This window comes from Spirosoma rhododendri (genome assembly GCF_012849055.1).
Classification (GTDB): domain Bacteria; phylum Bacteroidota; class Bacteroidia; order Cytophagales; family Spirosomataceae; genus Spirosoma; species Spirosoma rhododendri.
In genome coordinates this window covers 3,631,732-3,653,735 of record NZ_CP051677.1, presented here as the reverse complement: position 1 = coordinate 3,653,735, position 22,004 = coordinate 3,631,732, and the positions used below count along the sequence as shown (strand labels likewise).

The window sequence follows — 22,004 nt, the reverse complement described above, 5'->3', positions numbered from 1 at the left end:
TAATAGCTTATACTATAATAAGCTCTAAGTAAACGAATTTCAGACCAAAAATAGTCCCCCAGTTTGTGATTATTCCTCTAAATCCACCACGGCTCCACCACAGAATCATTGTACTATTCCGCGATAACACATATAAGCATAAAACAACACAAAAGAGCCACAAATGCAACTTGCTGTTTTACTGTATGTATAATCGTACGCGAATACAAATAATTTTTATAAGAACAAACATAATAAAAGTGTCTTAGTATTTTTCCAAGTGAATACGAATCAAGTGCCTAGGCCAAATAATTCAACATTTTTATTAAGTGGGTAGGTCTTTTTTTGCTTACCCCCTGTTTTTAGGGAGTTACAAACTCCGTGCCCATAAAAAAGCTACCCATGGCGTGGGGTAGCTCGGTCTGCATCATTCCATCCCGCCAAGCCCGCGTCACCCCATGCGAACAACCCTGTATACTCTCCACGCTGGCTGCTGGATTTAAGCGGCACATAGACAGAAGCGAACAAGGCGGCATTCTCGCCATGCTGGCTGCTGGATTTATCCTGTGCAGGCACAAAAGAGTCGAACAATGACCGTTACGGGACGCGGTAGCAAGGCTGGCGCGTCACTGTAACTGTACTTTCTGCGCGGCCGTCTCGGCCGTAAATGGGGGTAGTGGGTAGCGGGGTTCCATGCGTAGTGTAGCGTGTACGGTTTATGGTCAGACTGGTAAACTACGTATAGATGCCGGAAAACCGACACCTTCCGTTGCCAAACCCGGCTTTTCTCGCCATCTTGTACCCACTCATCGGTTACCATCATGACAGCAATAACCACTGACAAACCCCCACGCAGACGCCGTCGCCCCTCGTCGGCCGGGGACGTTCCGCAGGCCCTCGTCTACGAGACATGGCAGCAAAAACCCGTGTACTACAAGGGCTATCGGGACGTACTGGCGGGAATAAAATCGATTGACGAAGTTATGTCGTGTTCTGATTTGCAGGGAGTACTGGTTTCGCTCCTGAATGGCTATCTGTTTTCCGCTATCAATCGTAAGGTCTATCTGATTAGCACCAACGAGGTAGGTATCCATTTGGCGGCCAACGATAATCTCGCCAATGATCTGGCCATTTTCGAGAAGGAAAAAGTCGGTAAGCTCAAAGGCAAATTCTTCGATGTGCCGCCCAAAGTCGTGATCGAGGTCGACATCAAAGCGGATCTGGTCGATTTCCTGAATCGGGAGAATAGCTACATTATGGAAAAGTCGCAGAAGCTGATCGACTTCGGCGTCGAACGCATTCTGTGGATCGTCACCGATACGCGCAAAGTGTATGTTATCGACCGCAACGACCCAACCTGGTACGTGGTCAATTGGTCGGAAACGATTACCGTGCTGGACGACTGTACGTTGAATATTGCCCAGTTGCTAACCGACGAGTCTATCGAGTTCTAGGTCAATACAGCGCCTTTTTTAGCAGTAACACACTCTGCGCCAGTTCGGCTTCTGTGCTCGATGCAAAACCCAGCCGGGTGCTGTTGAACCGCCGGTCGGGCAGGTCGTGGCTTAATCCATTGGCCAGCGTAAGCCCCAGTTTCCCGGCCCGTTCGGCCACCCCAACCAGATCAATATCCTCGCGGAACGTGGCCCATACGGCCAGCCCCCCGTCGGGTTTGCTAAACTGCACGGCGTCGGCCAGCTGGTCGGTCAGCAAATCGCAGAACTGATCGCGCCGGGCGTGGTAGGTGCGCAGCGCTTTGCGAAAGTGCCGTTTCAGATCGCCGTTCCTGAGCAGCTGCCCGATGGCAAACTCAAGCATGGTATCGCCCTGCCGGTCGATGATACGCCGGAGCCGGGCCAGCTCATCAATCAGCGCCGTGGGCGCAACGACATAGCCAACGCGGAAAGCCGGGGCAATCGATTTGGTCAGCGAACCGACGTACACGACCATGCCCCGCCGGTCGGCACTGGCCAGCGGCAGAATCGGGCGGCTCAGGTAGTGAAAATCGTAGTCGTAATCATCTTCCACAATCGCAAAGCCCCAGCGTTCAGCCAGTTGCAGAAGCCGCACCCGCCGGTCGGCCCGCAGCGTTACGGTGGTCGGGTAATGGTGATGGGGCGTTACGTAGACCATCCGCACGGGCCGCTGTTCGCACAGCTGCGCCAACGCGGTAACATCCAGCCCGTGCTGATCGGCGGGAACAGTCAGCACGGTCGCCCCCGCCTGCCGGGCGTTCATAGCCGCGCCCGCCCAACTGCTTTCGCCCATCACAAACACGTCGCCCGGCCGCAACAGCACCTGACAGCTCAGGTGCAGGCCCATGATGCTGCCCCGCGTGATGAGCACATTGTCGGGCGTGATACGCAGACCGCGCGTTTCGGCCAGATGCTGTGCCAGTTGTTCGCGCAATAGCGGGTGGCCCTTTGTATCGCCGTAACCGAAGTGCTGCTGCGGATCGCCCCAGCGAAAATACGACCGGTACGCCCGGCTCAGTTCATCCATTGGAGCGAGCCTGGCGTCGGGAAAGCCATCGTCGAGCCGCAGCCCGCCCGTATTGGTCAGTACCGGCCGGGTAAGGTGCGCCCCGGCAGCAAATGCGTAGCCGGGCCACACCAGGCCGTGTGCAGACAGGCCGGGCCGCGCCAGGCTATCTATTTGCTGCTGGTCGATCGGTTCTTCAACCCCCTGTTCGGCTGAATCTGGCAATGGCCGGGGCCAAACGTCGGGGCTGTGCGCAGCCACGTACGTTCCGCTACCCGACCGGCTTTCAAGCCAGCCCTGCGCCAGCCCTTCGTCATAAGCCGCCACCACGGTCTGCCGGTGCAGGTCGAGCAGCCCGGCGAGTTGGCGCGTACCGGGTAACCGCTGCCCCGCCGACAATGTACCGGTGCGAATCAACTGACGCAGTTGTTCACTCAGTTGCACAAAGATGGGCGTCGGCAGGGTCTTATCCAGCCGAATCAGGGACTTGTAAGGCAGCATAACCGGACTAGTTAGTTTCTGAAAAGTGGACGAGTCAGCTAGTCCGGTAAAGATCGAGGTTTGTAGCATAAACCACCAAACGCCATGCAAACAACCCGCACGACACCCAGCCGACTAGCCAAGCGTGCTCATTACGACGCCGATACGATATACCCCATTCTGGACGAAGCCCTCTTTTGCACGGTCAGTACCGTAATCGACGGGCAACCGTTCGCCCTGCCCACCGCCCACGCCCGGCACGACGACAAACTATACATTCACGGCTCGGTGGGCAGCCATTTCATCCGGGCCATTGAAAACGGCGCATCAGTTTGTATCACGGTTATGCTGGCCGATGGGCTGGTACTGGCGAAGTCGGCGTTTAATCACTCGGTCAATTACCGGTCGGTAGTAATTTTTGCGCAGGCGGAGAAAGTGACTGACGAAGCCGAGAAAATGCAGGCGCTGGCCCTGATTACCGATCACCTGATTCCCAACCGCTGGGACGACCTGCGCCCGACGACCGACAGCGAGATGCGGAAAACAACCGTACTGGCTTTTTCACTGGCCGAAGCCTCGGCGAAAGTGCGCACCGGCAGTTCCAACGACGATGCCGCCGACCGCGATTTGCCAACCTGGGCGGGGGTAATTCCGTTGAAAACGGTACAACTACCGCCCGTTCCGGCCGATTACAGCACGGCTCCGCTGCCGGATTATCTGGTGGTTAACTAGCAGTGTTGATGTTCATTCGTCTCCGACAGCATCCTGCTGTCGAGCCGCAGGCTAAGTTGTAGCTACCCGATTAGCCGCTATCGCGGCTCCGACAGCAGGATGCTGCCGGGGACAACCCGTTTGTCTGTGGAACCGAACCCAATATTAATTTAGCACTCTCCCGACCCAAAATCCGCAGCCCCAGCACACCCGATGACCAATTTTATCATAGAAAAAGTAAGCCTGAACGAAGTCGATCAGTTGCAGACTATTGGCCAGCAGACGTTCAGCGAAACCTTTTCAGCCAGCAACACAGCTGCCGACATGGACGCTTACCTAACCGAAAAGTTCTCGACCGAAACCCTGACGTCCGAACTCAACAGTGCTGGTTCTGAATTTTATTTTGCCCGATTCGATGGCAGGGTAATCGCCTATCTGAAACTGAACGTCGGCCAGTCGCAGACGGAGATGAAAGGCGAAAAGTCTCTCGAAATCGAGCGCATATATGTACTGAACGCCTTCCACGGCCAGAAAGTAGGGCAGCTGTTATACGAAAAAGCCATGCAGATTGCCCGGCAGCTGGCTGTCGACTACGTATGGCTGGGGGTCTGGGAGCACAACCCACGCGCGATAGCCTTCTACAAAAAGAACGGTTTTGTGCCGTTCGATACGCACGTTTTCAAACTGGGCACCGACGAGCAGACAGACATTATGATGAAGCTGACGCTATGAACCAGCCCCTTAGCCTCGCAACCGGCTTACTCGCCCTGCAACGCCACTCGGCTGAGTTTATCAACCTGTTTGCGCATGGCAGTCTGGTCGTTGACTTTTACAAACCTGACCGCGTCGACAAGCAGCCACATCCCCGCCATGAGGTATATATCATCACCAATGGCACCGGCACGTTTGATCCGGCTGGGTGTCAGATGGCCGTCAAACCAGGTGATCTGCTCGTTGTGCCAGCGGGCACCGACCACCGATTTAGGCACTTCCCCGACGACTTCGCAACCTGGGTGCTCTTTTACGGCCCCGATGGTGGCAAAGAAGCGTAGCACCGTATTTTCTGTAGTACCATGGCCAAAGCACATCAGTATGCCGTCACGACAACCTGGACGGGCAACACCGGGCAGGGAACTCGTTCGTACAAAAGTTATGAGCGGAGCCACACGGTTTCGGTCGAAAACAAGCCGGATATTATGGGTTCGTCAGACCCGTCTTTTCTGGGTGATCGTACGCGCTACAACCCCGAAGAGCTGCTCGTGGCCTCCCTGTCGACCTGCCATATGCTGTGGTATCTGCACCTCTGCGCCGAAGCGGGCATTATCGTGACGGGTTACGTCGATAACGCAACGGGGGTGATGATCGAAACGGCGGACGGCGGAGGACGCTTCCAGCAGGTGACGCTCTATCCCGTCGTTACGGTGGCCGACGCCAGCATGATCGACAAAGCGAACGCCCTGCACGAGCTGGCCAACCGGAAATGTTTCATCGCCAACTCCTGCAACTTCCCGGTGCATCATCAGCCGCGTTGTATCAGTGCTTAAGTAGAACCACAGGGTCACAAAGGACAACTGCTGGCAACTACCTGCGCCATTATTTTGTAGGTAAAGCAGTGGGTAAACAGTTCGTTATACGCGTAGCCCGGCTACTTCTTATCGGCTACAGACCCGAAGCCTGCATCAACGAAAACGCATGAAGTCCTATTTAACCCCGGAGAGTATTGTCCGCATTGAGCGGATGAACAAAACATTTACCAAATACCACCTGGGCGGTGGCCGGGTACTGCACCATTTTACGGCGGCTGACGATGCCCTGTTTCACGACCACCCATGGCCCTTTCGCAGCACCATCCTATCGGGCGGCTACGTCGAGATTGTGGCGCAACCAACCGACGACGGCCAGTTCGCACTAACGACGGTCAAGCGCCTGCCCGGCACAACCCACGATGTACAGGCAGGAACGATACACAAGCTGACGAAATTGCTGAAACAGGATTGCTGGACGATGATTGAACCCGGCAAACCGGAGCGGAAGTCAGGCTTCTACAAAGCAGATGAGGCCGGCATATGGCACCGCTTCTGGAATCAGCGCAAATGGCGGCTGATCGTTCCCGCGCCAAAAACAGCGTAAGCCAGTAACAAAACTCCCCGGTTAATTTTTCATTATAGATCAGTATTCATCTCATGCTTAGCGGCTTATGCGCTTACACTTACGTTTAACGATCTAAACTATGAAAACTCGAATCCTGGTTTTACTGATCGCCTGTTCTGGCTTTAGTCTCACAACTTGTAGCCAAGTCAGTAATGGTGTTCCTCCGACACCAGCTGCGAATGCCTTTCTCAAAGGTGCAAACGGCCCACCGCTCTGGTTTGTCGATAACGTTGAAGTAGCCGCTCCACAGAAAAAAGGCAAACCGATCGTTGACCCCAACGACATTCAAACTGTAACTGTTCTTTCCCCTGATTCAAACAACGATTTAATCAGTCGTTACGGAGAGAAAGGTAAAAACGGTGTCGTACTCGTAACGACGAAGAAAGGCGAAAAGAAACAGAAGTAACGCTCGACCGTAATTCTTCAGAAAGCACAAAATCTGCCTGAAAGAACAGGGATTGTGCTTTCGTTAATCCGTTCTATAAAATCGGGACAGGTCCGGTCATTTGGTTAACCTCATTGAGGCAGTTGGATGGTGAAAATACTGCCGGACCCCACCTGACTATTCACCAGCAGCGAGCCACCATGCCCCCTGGTCACGATGTCATAACTCAGCGATAAGCCCAGGCCTGTTCCCTCGCCGGGGGGCTTGGTTGTAAAAAAGGGCTGAAAGATCTTCGCCTTGACTGACTCCGCCATCCCCATACCATTGTCCTGCACCTCAATCAGTACGGCACCGGCCTGCCGCTGTGTGCTGACCACAATTTCTGGTTTGTAAACTGGATCATCGCCTTGCTGAGCCTGTTTCGACACGGCATAAAAGGCATTGCTATACAAATTCAACAATACCCGCCCCAATTCCTGGGGCGTTACCACTACCTGACCGACTGTGGCGTCTAACTGTTTGACAATCTGGCAGCTAAAGCCATTGTTGTTAGCCCGGATGCCCTGATAAGCAATGGTGAGGTATTCGTTTACCAGCGCATTCAGATCGGTGGGGCGCTTCTCGCCCGAGCCGGTTCGGCTGTGGTCGAGCATACCCCTGACAATGCCCGACGCACGCACGCCGTGGTGGTGAATCATTCGCAGGTTCTCCGTCAGGATATCAGTAATCGTCAGCACCTCATCAGTGCGCCCGGCCTGCGTCTCGTCCTTCAATTCTTCCACCAGTTCAGCACTGAGCTCGGCGAAGTTGTTAACGAAGTTCAGCGGATTCTGAATTTCGTGCGCGATACCAGCGGTCAGTTCACCCAGACTGGCAAGCTTCTCTTTCTGAATAAGTTGAGCTTGCGTAGAAGCGAGTTCCTGGTAGGCTTTGTTCGCATTGTTCCGTTCGTATTCGGCAATTTTCCTGTTGCTGAATTCCTTGAACCGTAGATTTTCGTCTACCTGTGAAGCGATCAGACAGGGAATAATCAAGCTGTATACATTCGAATACTGTATCATGGAGGCAATGCCGACCTGATACGTAATCATGATTGCGAGGGGCAAAAGCAGCATGGGCAGGTACAGAAGGAGCAACAGTTTATAACCGCCCGAGGAACTAATATAAACGATGAAAACGGCTACTGTCAGGGCACTGAAGCTTCTTGCGAGCGGGACACTGGAGAACGTTGACCACAACAGTCCACTTATCATCAGGCTCAGTGAAAATAGATAGCAGAGGTACGTGTAGTAAATTAACTCGTGGTTGCTTTTAAATCGGGTATTGATAAAAACCAGTAGCGCAACCGTCAGGAGTAACGAAGGTGCCCGCCAGTAAGGCCCTTGCGGAATGTTGCTGACGAAAAGATCCACGTAGATAAAAAGACCGCCACCAATCGCCAGATATAACGGACCGGCATAGCGCACAATCCGTATAATTCGCTTCATTAGCTCATCACGGTATTCAGCGCGGAGCGACCTGTCGTCACCGAATGAAGTATAGTTAGTTTCGAGGCTATTCATGGTAATGAACTTGACCGTGTCGTACGTTTACTATCGACCCTACGTGTATTTACCGTTAAATTTTACCAACGCCAGCCATGCCGCTAAGACCCCCAAACCCGCCCCGAATAACACTGGACGATTTACAACCTGGTGACGTTCTGTTGTCCGCCGGTTCATCCTGGCTCGATAAACTCATTTTGTTGATCGATGAGGGCGATTATACCCATACCACTCAGTACATTGGTAAAGTCGGGAACCAGCACATGGTAGTAGAAGCAACCACCCGTGGTATTGTTTACGAATCCACCGACCCGGACATGACGCAGGACCTGGTTGACGCCTACCGCTATGTCTCGCCGGATGGGCATCAGTTTGGTGATCCCGGCTGGCCGGTTGACCCCGTTCTGGATGTCGCCAAAAGTTTTGTTGGCGGACAGTATGCTTACAGTGAGTTACTGCTGGCGGCCGTTGCCATCCTGGCCTCCGAAATGCCGAACGAGCAAAACCTGAGCATTATCGTTCGACTGGCACTGGATTTCTTCGAGCATGAATTCGAACTGTGGCTGAACGAAAACGCCACCAAAACCCCCATGACCTGCGTGCAGGTTGCCACGGCGGCTCATTGGAATGCCGCGTCAGACCCAGCGAATAAGTACGGCCTTCAGGTCGTCCTGAACGACAGCAGAAAGCCCCCGATTTCCTCAGATCAATCAACGCAGGACATGGTGCAGTATCAGGCAATGCGCTCACGAATCATTTCCCGCGTGAGCTCGCTTTATTCTGTCCCCGGCGTTACGCGGAGCCAGCAATCCGGCCTGACGGTCTTTGCCGGGTCTGACTTGTTGCCGTTGGGTTCGTGCACACCCCGCGACATGGAAACCAGCCCAACGCTTCAATTTATAGGGTGTATTCAGGATAATCGTACCAGCTGATCCGTCGGCTACTGACCAGCATTGCGATTGGCGACGTTCAATAAATTGAGGGCCATCAGGTAGGGCATAATGAACGGGAAAGCAGGGATTGACACCAGGTAAGTCACAATCGTCAGCGGTTCCAGCGAAAACGTGGGGAGCACACTCAGCAAAGCCCCCGCCAGACTCAGAAAAATATAAACCCGACAGGCGCCGGTTTTCAACCAACCGGCCGCTTGTAGCCCTGCGCCGACCGCAGCCGTAGCCAAATAGAAAAGGGCTACCTCCACAGTGCTAATCCAACTAAACAGGGCTCGCATCGCCAGGTACCAATCCGGTCGTTTGGCGATGGAGCCAGCGGAAAAATGAGCGAACGATTCTACCAAAAAGCTTCCCCAGTAAGCCATGTTGGCGATGAACAACGGCAGTGCTGTGCCCATCAGTAGCAAGCCCAGTAAGGCGTATGTGTTCTGCCCGCTCCGGCGAAGTTTGTCGGCCAGTAAGGCCAGGCCAAGCGTTATCGAAAGTCCCCCGCGATCAGCAGCGCATACCGGATTTGTTGTTCGGTAGCGGTGGTTACCCATTGCGGTATTGTCGTCGGAGGAGGCCCCATACCGGCGAAAACCGTGAAACCAATCCAGGGCGTAATTATCAACAGGGCAATAAGGCCGAGCTGCCGTTGGTCGGGATCGGGACTGGTGAAGCAATTCTTCCCCAACCGCCAGACGGCGAATACCATCAGCAGGGCGTGGGCCAGCCAGATGGGGAGATAAAGCCGGGGGTTGCTATGACCGATTCCCAGGGCCACACCCGCGGCCACAAAAGGAACAAGGGCCAGGTAGAAGCGACTGAGTGCTTGTGGGTTAGTCATCAGGGAGTGGATTGGCAAATTCAGCTACTTGAGCTATCCAATCTACGCATTACTCAGCCATCTGCTGCAAACGGCGTTTTCTTACAAAGCTCATCCATGAGATAACTGGGTTTATCCGTCTGCCTTTATCTTCCGACGGGGAAGTGGGCCAGCTAAAGCGTAGAAACTAATCAGGGCAACGCCGTTTTGAACGAGCCACGTTGAAACTGGACGGTTTCGGCAGCATCGGACGTGGGTTGCCGACGAGTGTCCCGCACCAACGTAACCTCGAACGTACCTTCGATTGTACCACCTCGTGCGTCGTAGCTGGTAATCGTAATCGTGCCCGTCTTGGTCAGGTCAGGTTGGTACTGATCGCGCAGTACATCACCGCCAATCAGGGTCACAAAGCTCACGCCTACCTGCTGCTTGCCCACGGAGCAGGGCTGACTGGTCGACAGCGTGTACACGCCAACCGCCGGCGGGATTCGGGTGAAGGTAAGGACTTGATCCCCGCAATAGCCGACACAATTGGCCGGAGCCAGCCTGCGCGCCTTGGGATACGCTGACTTGTTTTGAATAGCCAGATTGATGGTGTTCAGGCCACAGGAGTCATTCGTGGTTTTCCAGGTAGTCGAAAAACCACGCCAGGCCTGCCCATTCAGGGTCGCCGTCGTATCCTCACTGACCAGGGGATCTGGGGTGGGTTTTGAGCAGCCTACCAGCCCAATCAATACCATCGAAAGCCATTTGCCCGTCTTCATAGCTGTGCTTTTCAGAGTAGACCAGAATCGGATGATAAGCGTTGGAATGACTATCGATCTCGCCACGCTACGTTTCGTGGGTGCGTTATAAGACGGGTTCAGAGCGGGCGAACCGGCAGTAGGCAACTGTAGGTAGGTAGATAAGTAATTCTACTTCTACTTGCGCTATTGCTCCTTACCTATGCAACGCCGTACGTTTCTGAAACAAAGTGCCACGACCAGTCTGGTCGCGCTGATTACGCCCACCGGTATCGTCCGGGCCAGTCAGGCCACCGCCCCCGCCGATGATCTGGCCACCGCCTTTGCCAAACCGCCGATGTCGGCCCGCGCGCATACGTGGTGGCACTGGATGAACGGCAACGTGACAAAAGACGGCATTACCCGCGATCTGGAAGCGATGCAGACGATCGGTCTGGGCGGGTTTCAGAACTTCGACGCCGGAACGGGCATTCCCAAAGGACCACTGGTGTACCTGAGTCCCGACTGGCTCGAACTGAAAAAACACACCATCCGCGAAGCGCAGCGGCTGGGGCTGGAATTTACGATGCACAACTGCCCCGGCTGGTCGTCGAGCGGGGGGCCGTGGATTACGCCCGACCGGAGTATGCAGCAGGTGGTCTGGAGCGAAACCGGGCTAACCGGCGGGCAGTCGGTATCGATGCCGTTGCCGCAACCAATTACCCGGCTAAACTACTATCAGGACATCCGGGTGCTGGCGTTCCCGGCCCTGCCGGGTGAAGAACCGCTACCGACGCTGGTCGAGAAAATCACGGTCGGCACGACGGCCGTGGTGGTGGATCAATTGGCCAACGGCCTGGCCATGCAACCGGGCGAAGGTGGCACGGGGTCGGTACTGATTACGTTCAAACAGCCCTACGACGCCCGGTCGCTGTCGTTTATCAGTCAGCCCATCGCTGGTGTACCAGCCCCCGCCCCGGCAGCTGGTGGCAGCATGACGTTTGGGCGGGGCGGTACACCGTTTACGCTGGAAGGGTCAGCCGATGGCACGACGTTTCAGTCAATCGCCAACGGGTCATTCTCGACGGCTCCGGAGCCGGAACCGCAGTTGCTGGAGTTTGCGCCCGCCCGGTACCGCCATTTCCGGCTGACGTCCGCAACGGCCCGGCAACTAACGCAACTCAGCTTCTCCGCTACGCCCCGCCTGCCCGACTGGCGCAAAAAAACCAACGACCGCTTCAACAACATCCCGCCCCCACCCGCCGACGCCGTCCCCGCGACCAACGCCATCCGCCCCGATCAGTTGATCGACCTGACCGACCGGATGGACAAACAAGGCAACCTGCGCTGGGACGCTCCGGCGGGCAACTGGACAATATTGCGCATCGGTTTTACGCCCATCGGCACGCTCAACCGCTCGGCTCCCGACACCGGCATCGGCCTGGAATGCGACAAATACAGCCCCGACGCGATCACGTTTCACCTCGACAAGATGATGGAACAACTGCTGCCGACGCTGGGGCCGCTGGCCAAAAGCGGGAAAGTCGGCCTGCTGATTGACAGCTACGAAGTGGGAATGCAGAACTGGACGGCCCGCTTCCCCGACGAATTCCGCCGACGCGCGGGCTATGACCTGACCAACTACCTGCCCACCCTGACGGGCCGCGTGATCGACAGCACCGACACGACCGAACGTTTTCTGTGGGACTTCCGCCGGGCGCAGGCCGATTTGATGGCCGATGCGTACTATGGGCAGTTTCGGCAATTCTGCCAGCAGCACGACATCCTTGCCTACGCCGAGCCCTACGACCGGGGGCCGATGGAAGAAATGCAGATCGGGAGCCGGGTCGGGGCTAACATGGGCGAATTCTGGAACGGGCTGTCGACCCTTTTTCAGAACAACTGGACTATGCGCCGGACGACCAAACTGGCCGCTTCGATTGCCCACACAAACGGGCAGGCCATCGTCGGGGCGGAGTCGTACACAGGCGAACCGGAGTCGGCGCGCTGGCAGGAATATCCGTTCGGCATGAAAGCCCTCGGCGACAAGATGTTCGCGCAGGGGCTGAACCGGATCATTTTCCACCGCTACGCCCATCAGCCGCACCCCACCGCCCGGCCGGGTATGACGATGGGGCCGTGGGGCATTCACCTCGACCGCACGAATACGTGGTGGCCGGTAGGCCGGGCGTGGCTCGACTACATCGCCCGTTGCCAATACCTGTTGCAGCAGGGTTTGTTCGTGGCCGATCTGGCGTACTTCACCGGCGAAGACCCCGGCATCTACACCCGCGTCAGCCCCGACGAGCTGACACCCGCGCCCCCCGACGGCTACGACTACGACCTCATCAACGGCGAAACGCTGCTGACGAAAGCGACGGTAAAAAACAACCGGCTGACCCTGCCCGACGGCATGAGCTACCGGATACTGGTGCTGCAAAATCCCGACGCCATGACCCTGCCGATGCTTCGCAAACTGCGCGAGCTGATCCGGCAGGGGCTGTGCATCGTAGGCAACCCACCCCGCCGAACACCCGGTCTGAACCGTAACCCCGCCGACGAAACCGAGTTTGCCGCGATCCGAACCGAACTGTGGGGAGCCGAACCCCAGAACGATCGCACGGTGGGCAGCGGCCGGGTCGTCCGTACAATGCCGCTCGATACGCTGCTGACCCAACTCAACACCCGCCCCGACGTGCAAATCTCGTCGCGGTCAGGCGATGCGCCGATTACGTGGATTCACCGGCGCGTGGGCGACACCGACCTGTATTTTCTAGCCAATCAACGCCGGACGGCCGAAGACCTCGTTTGTACGTTTCGCGTCGGTAACCGCCAACCCGAGCACTGGAACCCACTCAACGGTAACCGGGGGCCGCTGCCCGTTTTCGATACGGACGGCACCACCACCCGCGTCGCGCTCCGGCTTGATCCGGCGGGGTCGGCTTTTGTCGCCTTTCGGCAACCCGCCGGTCCGGCCATCAGGTCGGTTCAGCGAAACGGGCAGGTGCTGCTCAGCGCGACACCGTTTCCGGCAAAGACCCGCACGCTCTTCCCGCAGGTTGTCAACAACTTCACAATCAGCCTGTGGGCCAAGCCGGAACTAAACGTCATGCTCGGCACCCGCAACTTCATGGACCACATCGCCGATCCGTGGACGGACTATTACGCCATCTATCCCCCGCCGGGCCGCGCACTCTACGGCGACGGCCACGAAACGGCAGGCCTGACCATCGGGCGTAACGGCGTGGCGGTCTGGCAGCACGGCGCAGGCAACCCCGTACTGACGCTGGCGGCACCGGCGGCCCTCTCGGGCTGGAGTCATGTCGCGCTTGTGTATCGCGACGGCATTCCGTCGGTGTTCGTCAATGGCAAGTTGATTCAGGCAGGCAAGGAGGCTGGTAAGGCCGTGCATCCGGGCGTGGGGCAGGCGTACCTGCGCGAAGGCGCGTCGTTCTACAACGGCGACATGACCCCGCCCGTCCTGACCCCCTCGGCGCTGACCGACGCGCAAATCAGCCAACTGGCCGCACAGCCCCGCCCCACGCCCCCCACCGATCCGGTCGTGCTGCTCGATTCGCACCCCAGACCGCTACTGCTGTTCCGCCAACCTGGCAACTATACGGCCGTCGGTGGGGCGGGCAAAGCTGTCACGATACGCGTAGGCAATCTTGCCCAACCGCTCTCCCTGTCCGGCCCTTGGACGGTGGCGTTTCCCGCGAATCTAGGAGCACCGAAGCAGATTACCCTGCCAAAGCTCACGTCGCTGCACCTGCATTCCGACGCCGGCGTCCGGCATTTTTCGGGGACGGCTACCTACCAGCACACGGTTTCGATACCGGCCAACGCAGACTCCGCCCGGCAGCGGTACCTGCTCGATCTGGGGCAGTGTGAGGTCATTGCCGAAGTCGTTGTTAACGGAACCGAACTGGGTACGCTCTGGAGCCGCCCTTACCGCATCGACATCACCGACGCGCTGAAACCCGGTCAAAACGAACTGCTCATCCGGGTGACAAATCTGTGGCCCAACCGACTCATCGGCGACGAATACCTGCCCGACGAAGCCCGCTACACGCCCGGCGCGGGGGGCAGCGGCTTTGCCAGCCTGAGCGGGGGTGCCATCGAAGCCCTGCCCGACTGGTACAAAGAAGGCAAGCCCAAGCCCCCGGCGGTCGCGTGGCGTTTGCGACCTGGAAACACTACACCAAAGACTCCCCGTTGCTCGAATCGGGCCTGATCGGGCCAGTTACGGTGCAGATGGTGATGCGGTCGCTGCAATAGCCGTTGAGTAACTCTCCGACTATTTTTGTAGATTTGACGTGCTGTTTACGTCAGTATGCCCGTCAGATTCGTCGCCATCGGTTTATTTGCCCTCTTGCTGTGCCACTCGCTGGCGCAGTGCGTCGTCGGCATGGTCGACTGGTGGCAGGCGGAGGAAGATCTTTCTGGGCGATTGACGGTCTACCGCTCAGTCGACAGCATTGTTGAATTTCAGATCGCGCTGAAAACGTCGACCGACAGCCGGGCGCTGGTTCGTACCACCGAAGACGGCTTTCGCTATCGGGGCCACGACTACGGCGTGGTCAGTCTGGACGTTCGCAACGATACGCTGTTTATCGCCGGTCTGGAAACGGGGCGCCGTTCGTTCTGGTCCGCCGACCTGCTGACCTTCCTCGACAAGCACATCAGCGCAGCGTCTACCCCTACCGACCACAAGGGCAACTCGCTGCTGAAGCTGCTGCTCAAAGAGTATTCACCCAGCCAACGCCCCACCCTTCCCGCGCCGGGTCTGGAACGGGTAGCGGCCGTTCGCATCCCGGAGCCGGTAGTTTTCGTACCCTCGCGCCCCTGCGCCGTTCATTCGCCCCCGCCGGAAGCATTCGTTTTGTAGTTGATTTTACCTCACCCCAGCAACGGTTGACCTCACCCCCGGCCCCTCTCCTAAAACAGGAGAGGGGTGACTTGCTGCATTACAAGACTAGTTCCTCGCCCAAAAGGGAGAAGAATGGATAGCTGTACGTAACCCTATAACAGGCATCAATTGAAAAGTGGGTAAAGCCCCTCTCCCGTTTTGGGAGAGGGGTTGGGGTGAGGGCCCATTTCCCCAATTCAAACGAATGATCTTTCATGAACTACCTCTTCCTCAGTGCCGCGCTGGCACTGTCGCTGACGCTGCACGCTCAGGCGCCAGCCAAGCACAAAACGCCCGCTGATACCCTGCGTACCCAGACCCTCGACCCCGTGTCGGTCGCAGGTCGGCGGATGCCCGTTACCGAATCGCTGCCCGACGTAAAAGGCACGTACCTCCTGGCGGGGAAACGCAGCGAAATCATCTCGATCACCGGTCAGGACGCCAACATTGCCCAGAAAACGGCGCGGCAGTTGCTGGCGCGGGTTCCCGGTCTGTTCGTCTACGACATGGACGGCACCGGCAATCAGCTGAATGTCTCGACGCGCGGACTGGATTCGCACCGGTCGTGGGAGTTGAACAGCCGGCAGAATGGCGTTATCACCAACTCCGATATGTACGGCTACCCAGCCAGCCATTATTCGGCACCGATGGAAAGCATCGACCGGGTCGAGCTGGTGCGCGGCACGGCGTCGCTGCAATACGGCGCGCAGTTTGGCGGGATGATTAACTACGTCACCAAACGCGCCGACACAACCCGGCGGTTGGGGTTCGAGAGCATCAACGCGGCCGGGTCGTTTGGGCTGCTGAGCACGTACAACGCCATCGGCGGGCGCACCGGCAAACTCACCTACTACGCCTACTACTACCGGCGCGGGCAGAACGGCTATCGACAAAACGCCCGCAGTGACGCCGAAGCGCAGTTTGTCAGCCTCGATTATCAGGCAACGCCCCGGTTGAAACTGTCGGCGGAACTCGGCCGGTCGATGTACCGCACGCAGGTACCCGGTCCGCTGACCGACGCGCAGTTTGCGCAGGACCCGCGCCAGTCGACCCGCTCGCGGAACTACTTTAGCCCCGACATTTACGTGCCGTCGCTGCGGCTCAACTGGCAACTGTCTGACCGGACGAAGCTGTCGGCCACGGTGTCGGCGGTGCTGGGTGCGCGGAACAGTGTGCTGATCGACGCGTTTGCTACCGTTCCCGACACTATCAACCGGCAGACGGGGCAATACCGCAACCGGCAGGTCGATCAGGACCACTTCAACAGCTACACGGCCGAAGTACGACTGCTGCATCAGTACACGGTGCTGGGCATTCCGGCGACGGTGGCTGTGGGTGTGCAGGGTATGAACAACGACCTGCACCGGCAGCAACTGGGCGTCGGCACGACGGGTACCGACTACGACCTGACGCTGGTTCGGCCGTTCGTACGCGACCTGCACTACTACACCCGCAACATCGCCGGGTTTGCCGAAAGCCAGTTTCACCTGACGCCCCGCTTTACCGTGTCGCCCGGCATTCGCGTCGAAAATGGGCAGACGGACATGCGCGGCACCATCGCCTACTACGACCCGGCCAACCTGCCCCGCGACATCGCCCACCGCTTCGCCCTGCTGGGTATCAGCGGGCAGTACAAACTGTCGCCGACGGTTCAGCTCTACGGTGGCTGGTCGCAGGCGTACCGGCCGGTGGTGTTTAAAGACATCATCCCGGCATCGACCTACGAACGCGTGGCCAACAACCTGCTCGACGCACACGGCTACAACCTCGAAGCGGGCATTAACGGCTACTGGTCGGGGTTGCACACCAACGTGAGTGTCTACGAACTGCTGTACCGCAACCGGCTAGGGATGATTGTTGGCACCGACGCCGATGGGACGGCCTATGTGCTGCGTACGAACATCGGCGACAGCCGCACCCGGGGCGTCGAAGCCCTGCTCGAAGCGGATCTCCTGCGGACCGGCCGGGTAAGGGTCAGCGCCTTCACGTCGACCGCCTACATGGACGCCCGCTACATCAACGGGCGCGTCACCAACGGCGCGGAGAACGTCAGTGTCGTGGGCAACAAAGTAGAGTCAGCCCCCACCTGGACAACCCGCAACGGCCTGACGATTCGCTACCGGACGGTTAGCCTGACGACGCAGTACAGTTACGTCAGCAGCAGCTTCTCCGACGCGCTCAACACGCCCATCCCCACCGCCAACGGCGCGAAAGGCCCCGTGCCGGGCTATGGCCTGCTCGACGTCAACGCCACTTGGTCGGTTGGGAAACACATAACGATTCGGGGGAGCCTGAGCAACGCGACCAACACGCAGTATTTCACCAAACGCCCGACCATGTACCCCGGCCCCGGCGTATGGCCCTCCGACGGCCGCAACGGTACGGTTTCAGTTGGCTTGCGTATTTAGTGTAGCTGTTTGTCTTTTCAGACAATTACACCTCATCACCGACAGTGCAGGGGTCTTCAAAAGATTTGTTCCGTACTGGCTCGTTTACCCCCCAGCCCCGACCCGTCGGACCGCCCTGAGAGGTTGTTTGGGGAACGATTTCAGGATCCTAGAATCGCCTTTTTTGTCATCCCGACGCAGGAGGGATGCCAAAAACTCCTTCCCCAAACAACCTCTGAAGGGGGAGCATTCCGCAAATGAACTGCTCCCCCTTCAGGGCGGTCCGACGGGTCGGGGCTGGGGGTAAGTATTTTGTCATTTCGACGACAGGAGGGATCGCGGTTTTGTTTGCCCTTCCCGAAGATCCCTCCGTTGTCAGAATGATGAAAAAGTAACCAGTGACAGTCTTGTCTGGTAACTTCATAACCAGCCGTCGATACTGACTACCGTATACGAAACGGAACAAGTCAGCATTAGCGGCTGGTGTCATTTTTGTGGATTGTGTATTGCGCCGATTCTGCGCGCGGCTATAACTTGCGACACATTCACATCTGTTCACGTATGATTCGTTTTACGCTGATCCTGGCATTCGTCAGCCTTTTCGTCTACCGGTCAAATGCTCAGACGACCGAAGCTATTCAGTACAAAATCACCCAGCCCGCCAACGTCGACCTGACGCTGACCGGCACGCTGACCATCCCCGCCGGATCACCCAAAAACCGCTCGGTCGTGCTGATCGTTGGCGGTACGGGACCCATCGACCGCGACGGAAACAGCCCGTACGGACTGACGGGTAACACCTACAAATTACTGGCGGATAGTCTGGTTACGCAGGGACTGGCCGTGGCCCGATACGACAAGCGGTTTTCAGGACCCAGCCGCGCCGATGCACTGACCCGACTTACCCAGCCCCCCCTCCCCGACGACTACATCAGCGACGCGGTGGGCTTTATCCGGCTGCTTCAGGCCGACGGACGGTTTCGGCAGGTGATCGTTGCCGGGCACGACGAAGGATCACTCGTGGGGATGCTGGCCGCCCGGCAGGCGGGGGCCAACAAATTTATTTCGCTGGCCGGGGCCGGTCGTAACCTGGCCGATCTGCTGAAAGACCGGCTGATGCCCGCTACGGGTCCGGCCGACGTACGCCAGGAACTGCTCGGCCTGCTCGACTCACTCCGGGCGGGACAGACGGTACACCCGCAGAGCGTACAGCTGAAAGCGCAGTTTGCCCCCCGAAACCAACCCGCTTACCGCGCCTGGATGCAGCTCGACCCCACCCGCGAACTCAAAGCGTTCAGCGGCCCGGTGCTTATCATTCAGGCGGGCAACGACACTCAGCTATCACCCGTCGACACCGAACAGCTCCGCTCCGCCCGCCCCGACGCGGCTTTCGTCCTGTTCAACCGCATGACGCATCAGTTGAAAAACTACGAAGGGTCCAGCCTGATCGGCAACCGCCAGACCTACAACCAGCCCACCCTGCCGGTCACGCCCGGTTTTGCCGCCGTCATCGCGCAGTTTGCGGGGATATAGGTTTTCAGTATACGGCATACAGTTTTCGGTGGTCTGTCTGACAGTAGCTACGTCGTCCCCGACAGCATCCTGCTGTCGGAGCCGCGTTAGCGGCTAACAAATTCTCCGATACCTAGCCTGACGGCTCCGACAGCAAGATGCTGCCGGGGACAAACCTATTCACGACGCCAATACCTGCAACCGCAACTGCGCGCGGTAGCCACCGTGAACTGAAAACCGTATACCGTAAACCGAAATCAGTTCGCTGAGTAATGCCGCAGGTACGCGACGAGCCGCTCGAAATGAACCTGTTCGTACGGGTTCTGGGTCTGCCGGGTGAGTAGATGACGGTAGCTGTCGACCAGCCCGTCGAAGTGGGGGTTGTGCGAGAGCCGGGCGGCAATCAAGCCTTTGTAGCAGCGGTGCGTCTGATTGTAGACGTACAGGCAGGGCTGATTGGGGTTCTCGTTGAGCAGGCGGTCGAGGGTGGCGAGCGTACAGGCGGTGCCCAGAAAATCGAACCCGACTTCGTTGAAAAACGACTCGATCTGCTCGCAAACGGCCTGCAACTCGGCCGACGAATGAATCTTGTACCGAAAATACTGGAAGCCGCTGAACTTGCCGATCGACAGAATCACCGTGTTGGCGTCGGTGCGGTATTCGGTCAGGTTGTTGAGAAACTGCTGGGCAATCTGCTCGACCTGCTCATTCCGGCACCCAAAGTTCACCTCCAGCCGTACCTCATCCTCATAGTATGAAGCCGACAGAATCACGTTCCGGAACCCCGTATCGACCAGCTGCCGGTACTGCTTCCGGTCCGGAATAAGCGCGTAGTCATGACTGGCGAAGAAAGGCGTCAGGTGGTCGTACAGACTGGTTTCAAACGGCGTGAGCGTCATGCGGCTAAGTGGAAAAGCTTTCTAGTTCGTTGATGCTCTACTAACCAATTTTATGCGAATTAGTTTATAATTTATTGTCTTATTTCAATACAGAATTAACCGCCAAACTACGCAGGTCTACGCTTTACAAGCCAACGGGACGAAGCAACGTCGATACAGTACCACAGACGACCACCGCAGCTGCTGCGTACCGTTGCCTGACAACAAATTCGTTTCAAGCCCGGCCTGTCTATCCGTTTCGTAATCCCGCTGATTACCGGTTGATCTGCCCGAACAAGCGCCCGGATTCAGCAGGGCGATAGCGGAACCGGGCCGGTTGACCGACAGAAACGGGCAGACAGACCGCTAGGACACAGGCCCGATACGGGCAAAAAAGCCGTTGGCGAGTCTATAGATGGGTGTTTTCTGAACTTTTCGGCGGGCAGGGCCGTTCTATCTTACACGCCCCAAGCGGGTGTCGTTTCTGGGGACGACCGGAATTGACAGCTTGCAGAGGTCGCGGGTAAGCATGCCGGGAGTTGACGGAATTTCCCGACCGAACAAATCGTCAAAACAATAACTGGCGAATATAACTACGCCATGGCTGCCTAATCCGGAGGATTAAGCAATAGCCATCGTCTCCCCGACCTACGTGCTGCTGGTTGGATAAGGGGGCGTCGACACGCAGCGCTGGTCCGGATAATGGTGTTGACAACGGGCGAGACAAAAACACCTACGGATGATGCTAGGTCTGGTCTGCACCGGGCTGATTCCCGACAATCCCAAGCTGACCTAAGCATGTAGAAAGCACGTCGGTTTCCTTGACTGGACGAGAGTTCGAATCTCTCCGTCTCCACAAAAACCCCAAAAACCCCGAAATTAGGCTAATTTCGGGGTTTTTTGTGGTTACAATATGTACCCTAACAAAAAAGTACATTTTAGTAGCAATTAAAACTTTTGAAAGACCGTCGAAAGGAAGTATTTTGATGGGCTTTTTACGTAATATTCATCTACATTATTCTTCTATAGTTCGAGATGTTGTAGATGCATTCGATGATGTATGAATCTATTCATAGATCAATGTCATATTTGGTGTTGGTCTTTCTAGTTGCTTCATACAATTTTATAAATAAGTAGAGTATAGTAATCTATTTAATATTTTAAAAGTAGCATGTTTCAAACAAGTATTGGTCCCTATGATGGTAATTCTTGGGAAAGCTTAATTCAAATTTGTCTTAAGCATAAATATGCAGATGAAAGATATCGCAGAATGGACGCTACAGTTCATGGCGATCTTGGAATAGAAGGATATACCTTGTCCGGCAGGGTATTTCAGTGCTATTGTCCTGACGATGATACTACAACAGCAGATTTAACTGACAAACAGAAAGATAAAATCAATAAGGACTTATCAAAACTGGTAAAAAATGAGCATGATCTAAAATCACATTTGATGGACAATAAAATCAAAGACTGGATCTTAATAACGCCAGAGTATAGAAACAAAGACATTCATGCATACTGCAATAAAAAAGCAACTGAATATAGAGATAAAAAGTTAAGCATCTTACATGATGATTTCTTCGTTCATGTGCATGAGTTAGATGACTATGCAGCTCAAATTCCGATTGCTTTAAAACATCTTCAATTCAAGTTAGATATAAAAGAGAGCATAGATATTACTAGTGAATATATATCTGATTGGAAAGATGCTGAAATTTCATACACCCAAAACGCAATCAGAAAATATGGTTCCGTATTGCCTCCTAATAAGCCGAATAGGGAAATTAAAATTGAATCTTTAACAAATCATTGCGTAAAAAACTATTTACTGGGAAGTGATATTCTCAGGCAATGGGAAACTAGACTGCCGGAAAAATACGAAAGCTTCGTTCGACTAATTAGTTCTTTTGAACATAGCGTAGCAACAAAATGCATGATAAGTGATGAAAACCCAAACATACTATATAGAGATATAAATAATGATCTTAAAGTAGTGCTTGAGCAAGAATTTCCAGAACTAAGTAAAACAATGATCAATACAATATCTGATCAAGTTGTAAGCAAATGGATGTTGGAGTGTCACATTGATTTTGAATAGAAG

General features: G+C 56.0%; 19 protein-coding genes and 1 other RNA gene. 14 read left to right on the top strand and 6 right to left on the bottom strand.

Annotation, left to right across the window (positions count from 1 at the left end; all coding sequences use genetic code 11):
• Window positions 1–800: 800 nt before the first annotated feature.
• On the top strand, window positions 801–1,433 hold the full coding sequence (locus HH216_RS15180; protein ID WP_254448439.1) for a Uma2 family endonuclease: 633 nt from the start codon (window positions 801–803) through the stop codon (window positions 1,431–1,433).
• A gap of 1 nt (window position 1,434) precedes the next feature.
• Here HH216_RS15180 and HH216_RS15175 read toward each other — a convergent pair whose 3' ends face one another.
• Window positions 1,435–2,961 carry an aminotransferase-like domain-containing protein gene (locus HH216_RS15175; RefSeq protein WP_169551574.1) on the bottom strand — a complete coding sequence of 509 codons (1,527 nt, stop codon included), beginning with the start codon at window positions 2,959–2,961 and terminating at the stop codon, window positions 1,435–1,437.
• A gap of 84 nt (window positions 2,962–3,045) precedes the next feature.
• Between HH216_RS15175 and HH216_RS15170 the strand changes: the two genes are divergently transcribed.
• The 6 genes from HH216_RS15170 (at window position 3,046) to HH216_RS15145 (ending at window position 6,208) form a co-directional block, all read left to right on the top strand.
• Window positions 3,046–3,672 (top strand): pyridoxamine 5'-phosphate oxidase family protein, encoded by a 627-nt coding sequence (locus tag HH216_RS15170; protein ID WP_169551573.1) that lies wholly within the window; start codon window positions 3,046–3,048, stop codon window positions 3,670–3,672.
• Window positions 3,673–3,864: 192 nt separating this feature from the next.
• Window positions 3,865–4,383, top strand: coding sequence for a GNAT family N-acetyltransferase (locus HH216_RS15165; RefSeq protein ID WP_169551572.1), 519 nt, complete (start codon window positions 3,865–3,867; stop codon window positions 4,381–4,383).
• Window positions 4,380–4,703 (top strand): cupin domain-containing protein, encoded by a 324-nt coding sequence (locus HH216_RS15160; RefSeq protein WP_169551571.1) that lies wholly within the window; start codon window positions 4,380–4,382, stop codon window positions 4,701–4,703. The genes HH216_RS15165 and HH216_RS15160 overlap by 4 nt, the downstream gene beginning before the upstream one ends.
• 21 nt (window positions 4,704–4,724) lie before the next feature.
• Window positions 4,725–5,195 (top strand): OsmC family protein, encoded by a 471-nt coding sequence (locus HH216_RS15155; protein WP_169551570.1) that lies wholly within the window; start codon window positions 4,725–4,727, stop codon window positions 5,193–5,195.
• Window positions 5,196–5,343: 148 nt separating this feature from the next.
• Complete coding sequence (locus HH216_RS15150; protein WP_169551569.1) at window positions 5,344–5,781, top strand: hypothetical protein; 438 nt, start codon at window positions 5,344–5,346, stop codon at window positions 5,779–5,781.
• A 100-nt stretch (window positions 5,782–5,881) separates the two neighbouring features.
• Window positions 5,882–6,208 carry a hypothetical protein gene (locus HH216_RS15145; protein ID WP_169551568.1) on the top strand — a complete coding sequence of 109 codons (327 nt, stop codon included), beginning with the start codon at window positions 5,882–5,884 and terminating at the stop codon, window positions 6,206–6,208.
• Between the two features lie 110 nt (window positions 6,209–6,318).
• On the opposite strand, the gene HH216_RS15140 is transcribed toward HH216_RS15145, so the two are convergent.
• The gene (locus tag HH216_RS15140; protein ID WP_169551567.1) at window positions 6,319–7,674 is read right to left on the bottom strand and encodes a sensor histidine kinase; all 1,356 of its coding nucleotides are present in this window, start codon (window positions 7,672–7,674) and stop codon (window positions 6,319–6,321) included.
• A gap of 218 nt (window positions 7,675–7,892) precedes the next feature.
• Between HH216_RS15140 and HH216_RS15135 the strand changes: the two genes are divergently transcribed.
• Window positions 7,893–8,663: a hypothetical protein gene (locus HH216_RS15135; protein WP_169551566.1), complete on the top strand. Its 771-nt coding sequence runs from the start codon at window positions 7,893–7,895 to the stop codon at window positions 8,661–8,663.
• Window positions 8,664–8,671: 8 nt separating this feature from the next.
• Here the strand turns inward: HH216_RS15135 and HH216_RS15130 are convergent, their stop codons facing one another.
• The 3 genes from HH216_RS15130 to HH216_RS15120 all read right to left on the bottom strand — a co-directional run bounded on the left by HH216_RS15130 (window position 8,672) and on the right by HH216_RS15120 (window position 10,256).
• On the bottom strand, window positions 8,672–9,082 hold the full coding sequence (locus HH216_RS15130; RefSeq protein WP_169551565.1) for a hypothetical protein: 411 nt from the start codon (window positions 9,080–9,082) through the stop codon (window positions 8,672–8,674).
• Between the two features lie 77 nt (window positions 9,083–9,159).
• A complete protein-coding gene (locus tag HH216_RS15125) occupies window positions 9,160–9,513 on the bottom strand; it encodes a hypothetical protein (RefSeq protein WP_169551564.1) in 354 nt (117 codons plus the stop codon).
• 170 nt (window positions 9,514–9,683) lie between these two features.
• On the bottom strand, window positions 9,684–10,256 hold the full coding sequence (locus tag HH216_RS15120; RefSeq protein ID WP_169551563.1) for a DUF6252 family protein: 573 nt from the start codon (window positions 10,254–10,256) through the stop codon (window positions 9,684–9,686).
• Window positions 10,257–10,437: 181 nt separating this feature from the next.
• On the opposite strand from HH216_RS15120, the gene HH216_RS15115 reads away from it, so the two are divergent.
• The 4 genes from HH216_RS15115 to HH216_RS15100 all read left to right on the top strand — a co-directional run bounded on the left by HH216_RS15115 (window position 10,438) and on the right by HH216_RS15100 (window position 19,043).
• Window positions 10,438–14,448: a glycosyl hydrolase gene (locus HH216_RS15115; protein ID WP_169551562.1), complete on the top strand. Its 4,011-nt coding sequence runs from the start codon at window positions 10,438–10,440 to the stop codon at window positions 14,446–14,448.
• A 99-nt stretch (window positions 14,449–14,547) separates the two neighbouring features.
• Window positions 14,548–15,102 carry a hypothetical protein gene (locus HH216_RS15110; RefSeq protein WP_169551561.1) on the top strand — a complete coding sequence of 185 codons (555 nt, stop codon included), beginning with the start codon at window positions 14,548–14,550 and terminating at the stop codon, window positions 15,100–15,102.
• Between the two features lie 236 nt (window positions 15,103–15,338).
• Window positions 15,339–17,531 (top strand): TonB-dependent receptor family protein, encoded by a 2,193-nt coding sequence (locus HH216_RS15105; RefSeq protein WP_169551560.1) that lies wholly within the window; start codon window positions 15,339–15,341, stop codon window positions 17,529–17,531.
• A 540-nt stretch (window positions 17,532–18,071) separates the two neighbouring features.
• A complete protein-coding gene (locus HH216_RS15100) occupies window positions 18,072–19,043 on the top strand; it encodes an alpha/beta hydrolase (RefSeq protein WP_169551559.1) in 972 nt (323 codons plus the stop codon).
• Window positions 19,044–19,279: 236 nt separating this feature from the next.
• On the opposite strand, the gene HH216_RS15095 is transcribed toward HH216_RS15100, so the two are convergent.
• Entirely contained in the window at window positions 19,280–19,921 is a 642-nt protein-coding gene (locus HH216_RS15095) for a hypothetical protein (protein ID WP_169551558.1), read from the bottom strand.
• Window positions 19,922–20,386: 465 nt separating this feature from the next.
• On the opposite strand from HH216_RS15095, the gene ssrA reads away from it, so the two are divergent.
• Window positions 20,387–20,759, top strand: a transfer-messenger RNA (tmRNA) gene (ssrA, locus tag HH216_RS15090).
• Between the two features lie 312 nt (window positions 20,760–21,071).
• Window positions 21,072–22,001: a hypothetical protein gene (locus tag HH216_RS15085; protein ID WP_169551557.1), complete on the top strand. Its 930-nt coding sequence runs from the start codon at window positions 21,072–21,074 to the stop codon at window positions 21,999–22,001.
• The last annotated feature ends 3 nt before the right edge of the window (window positions 22,002–22,004 follow it).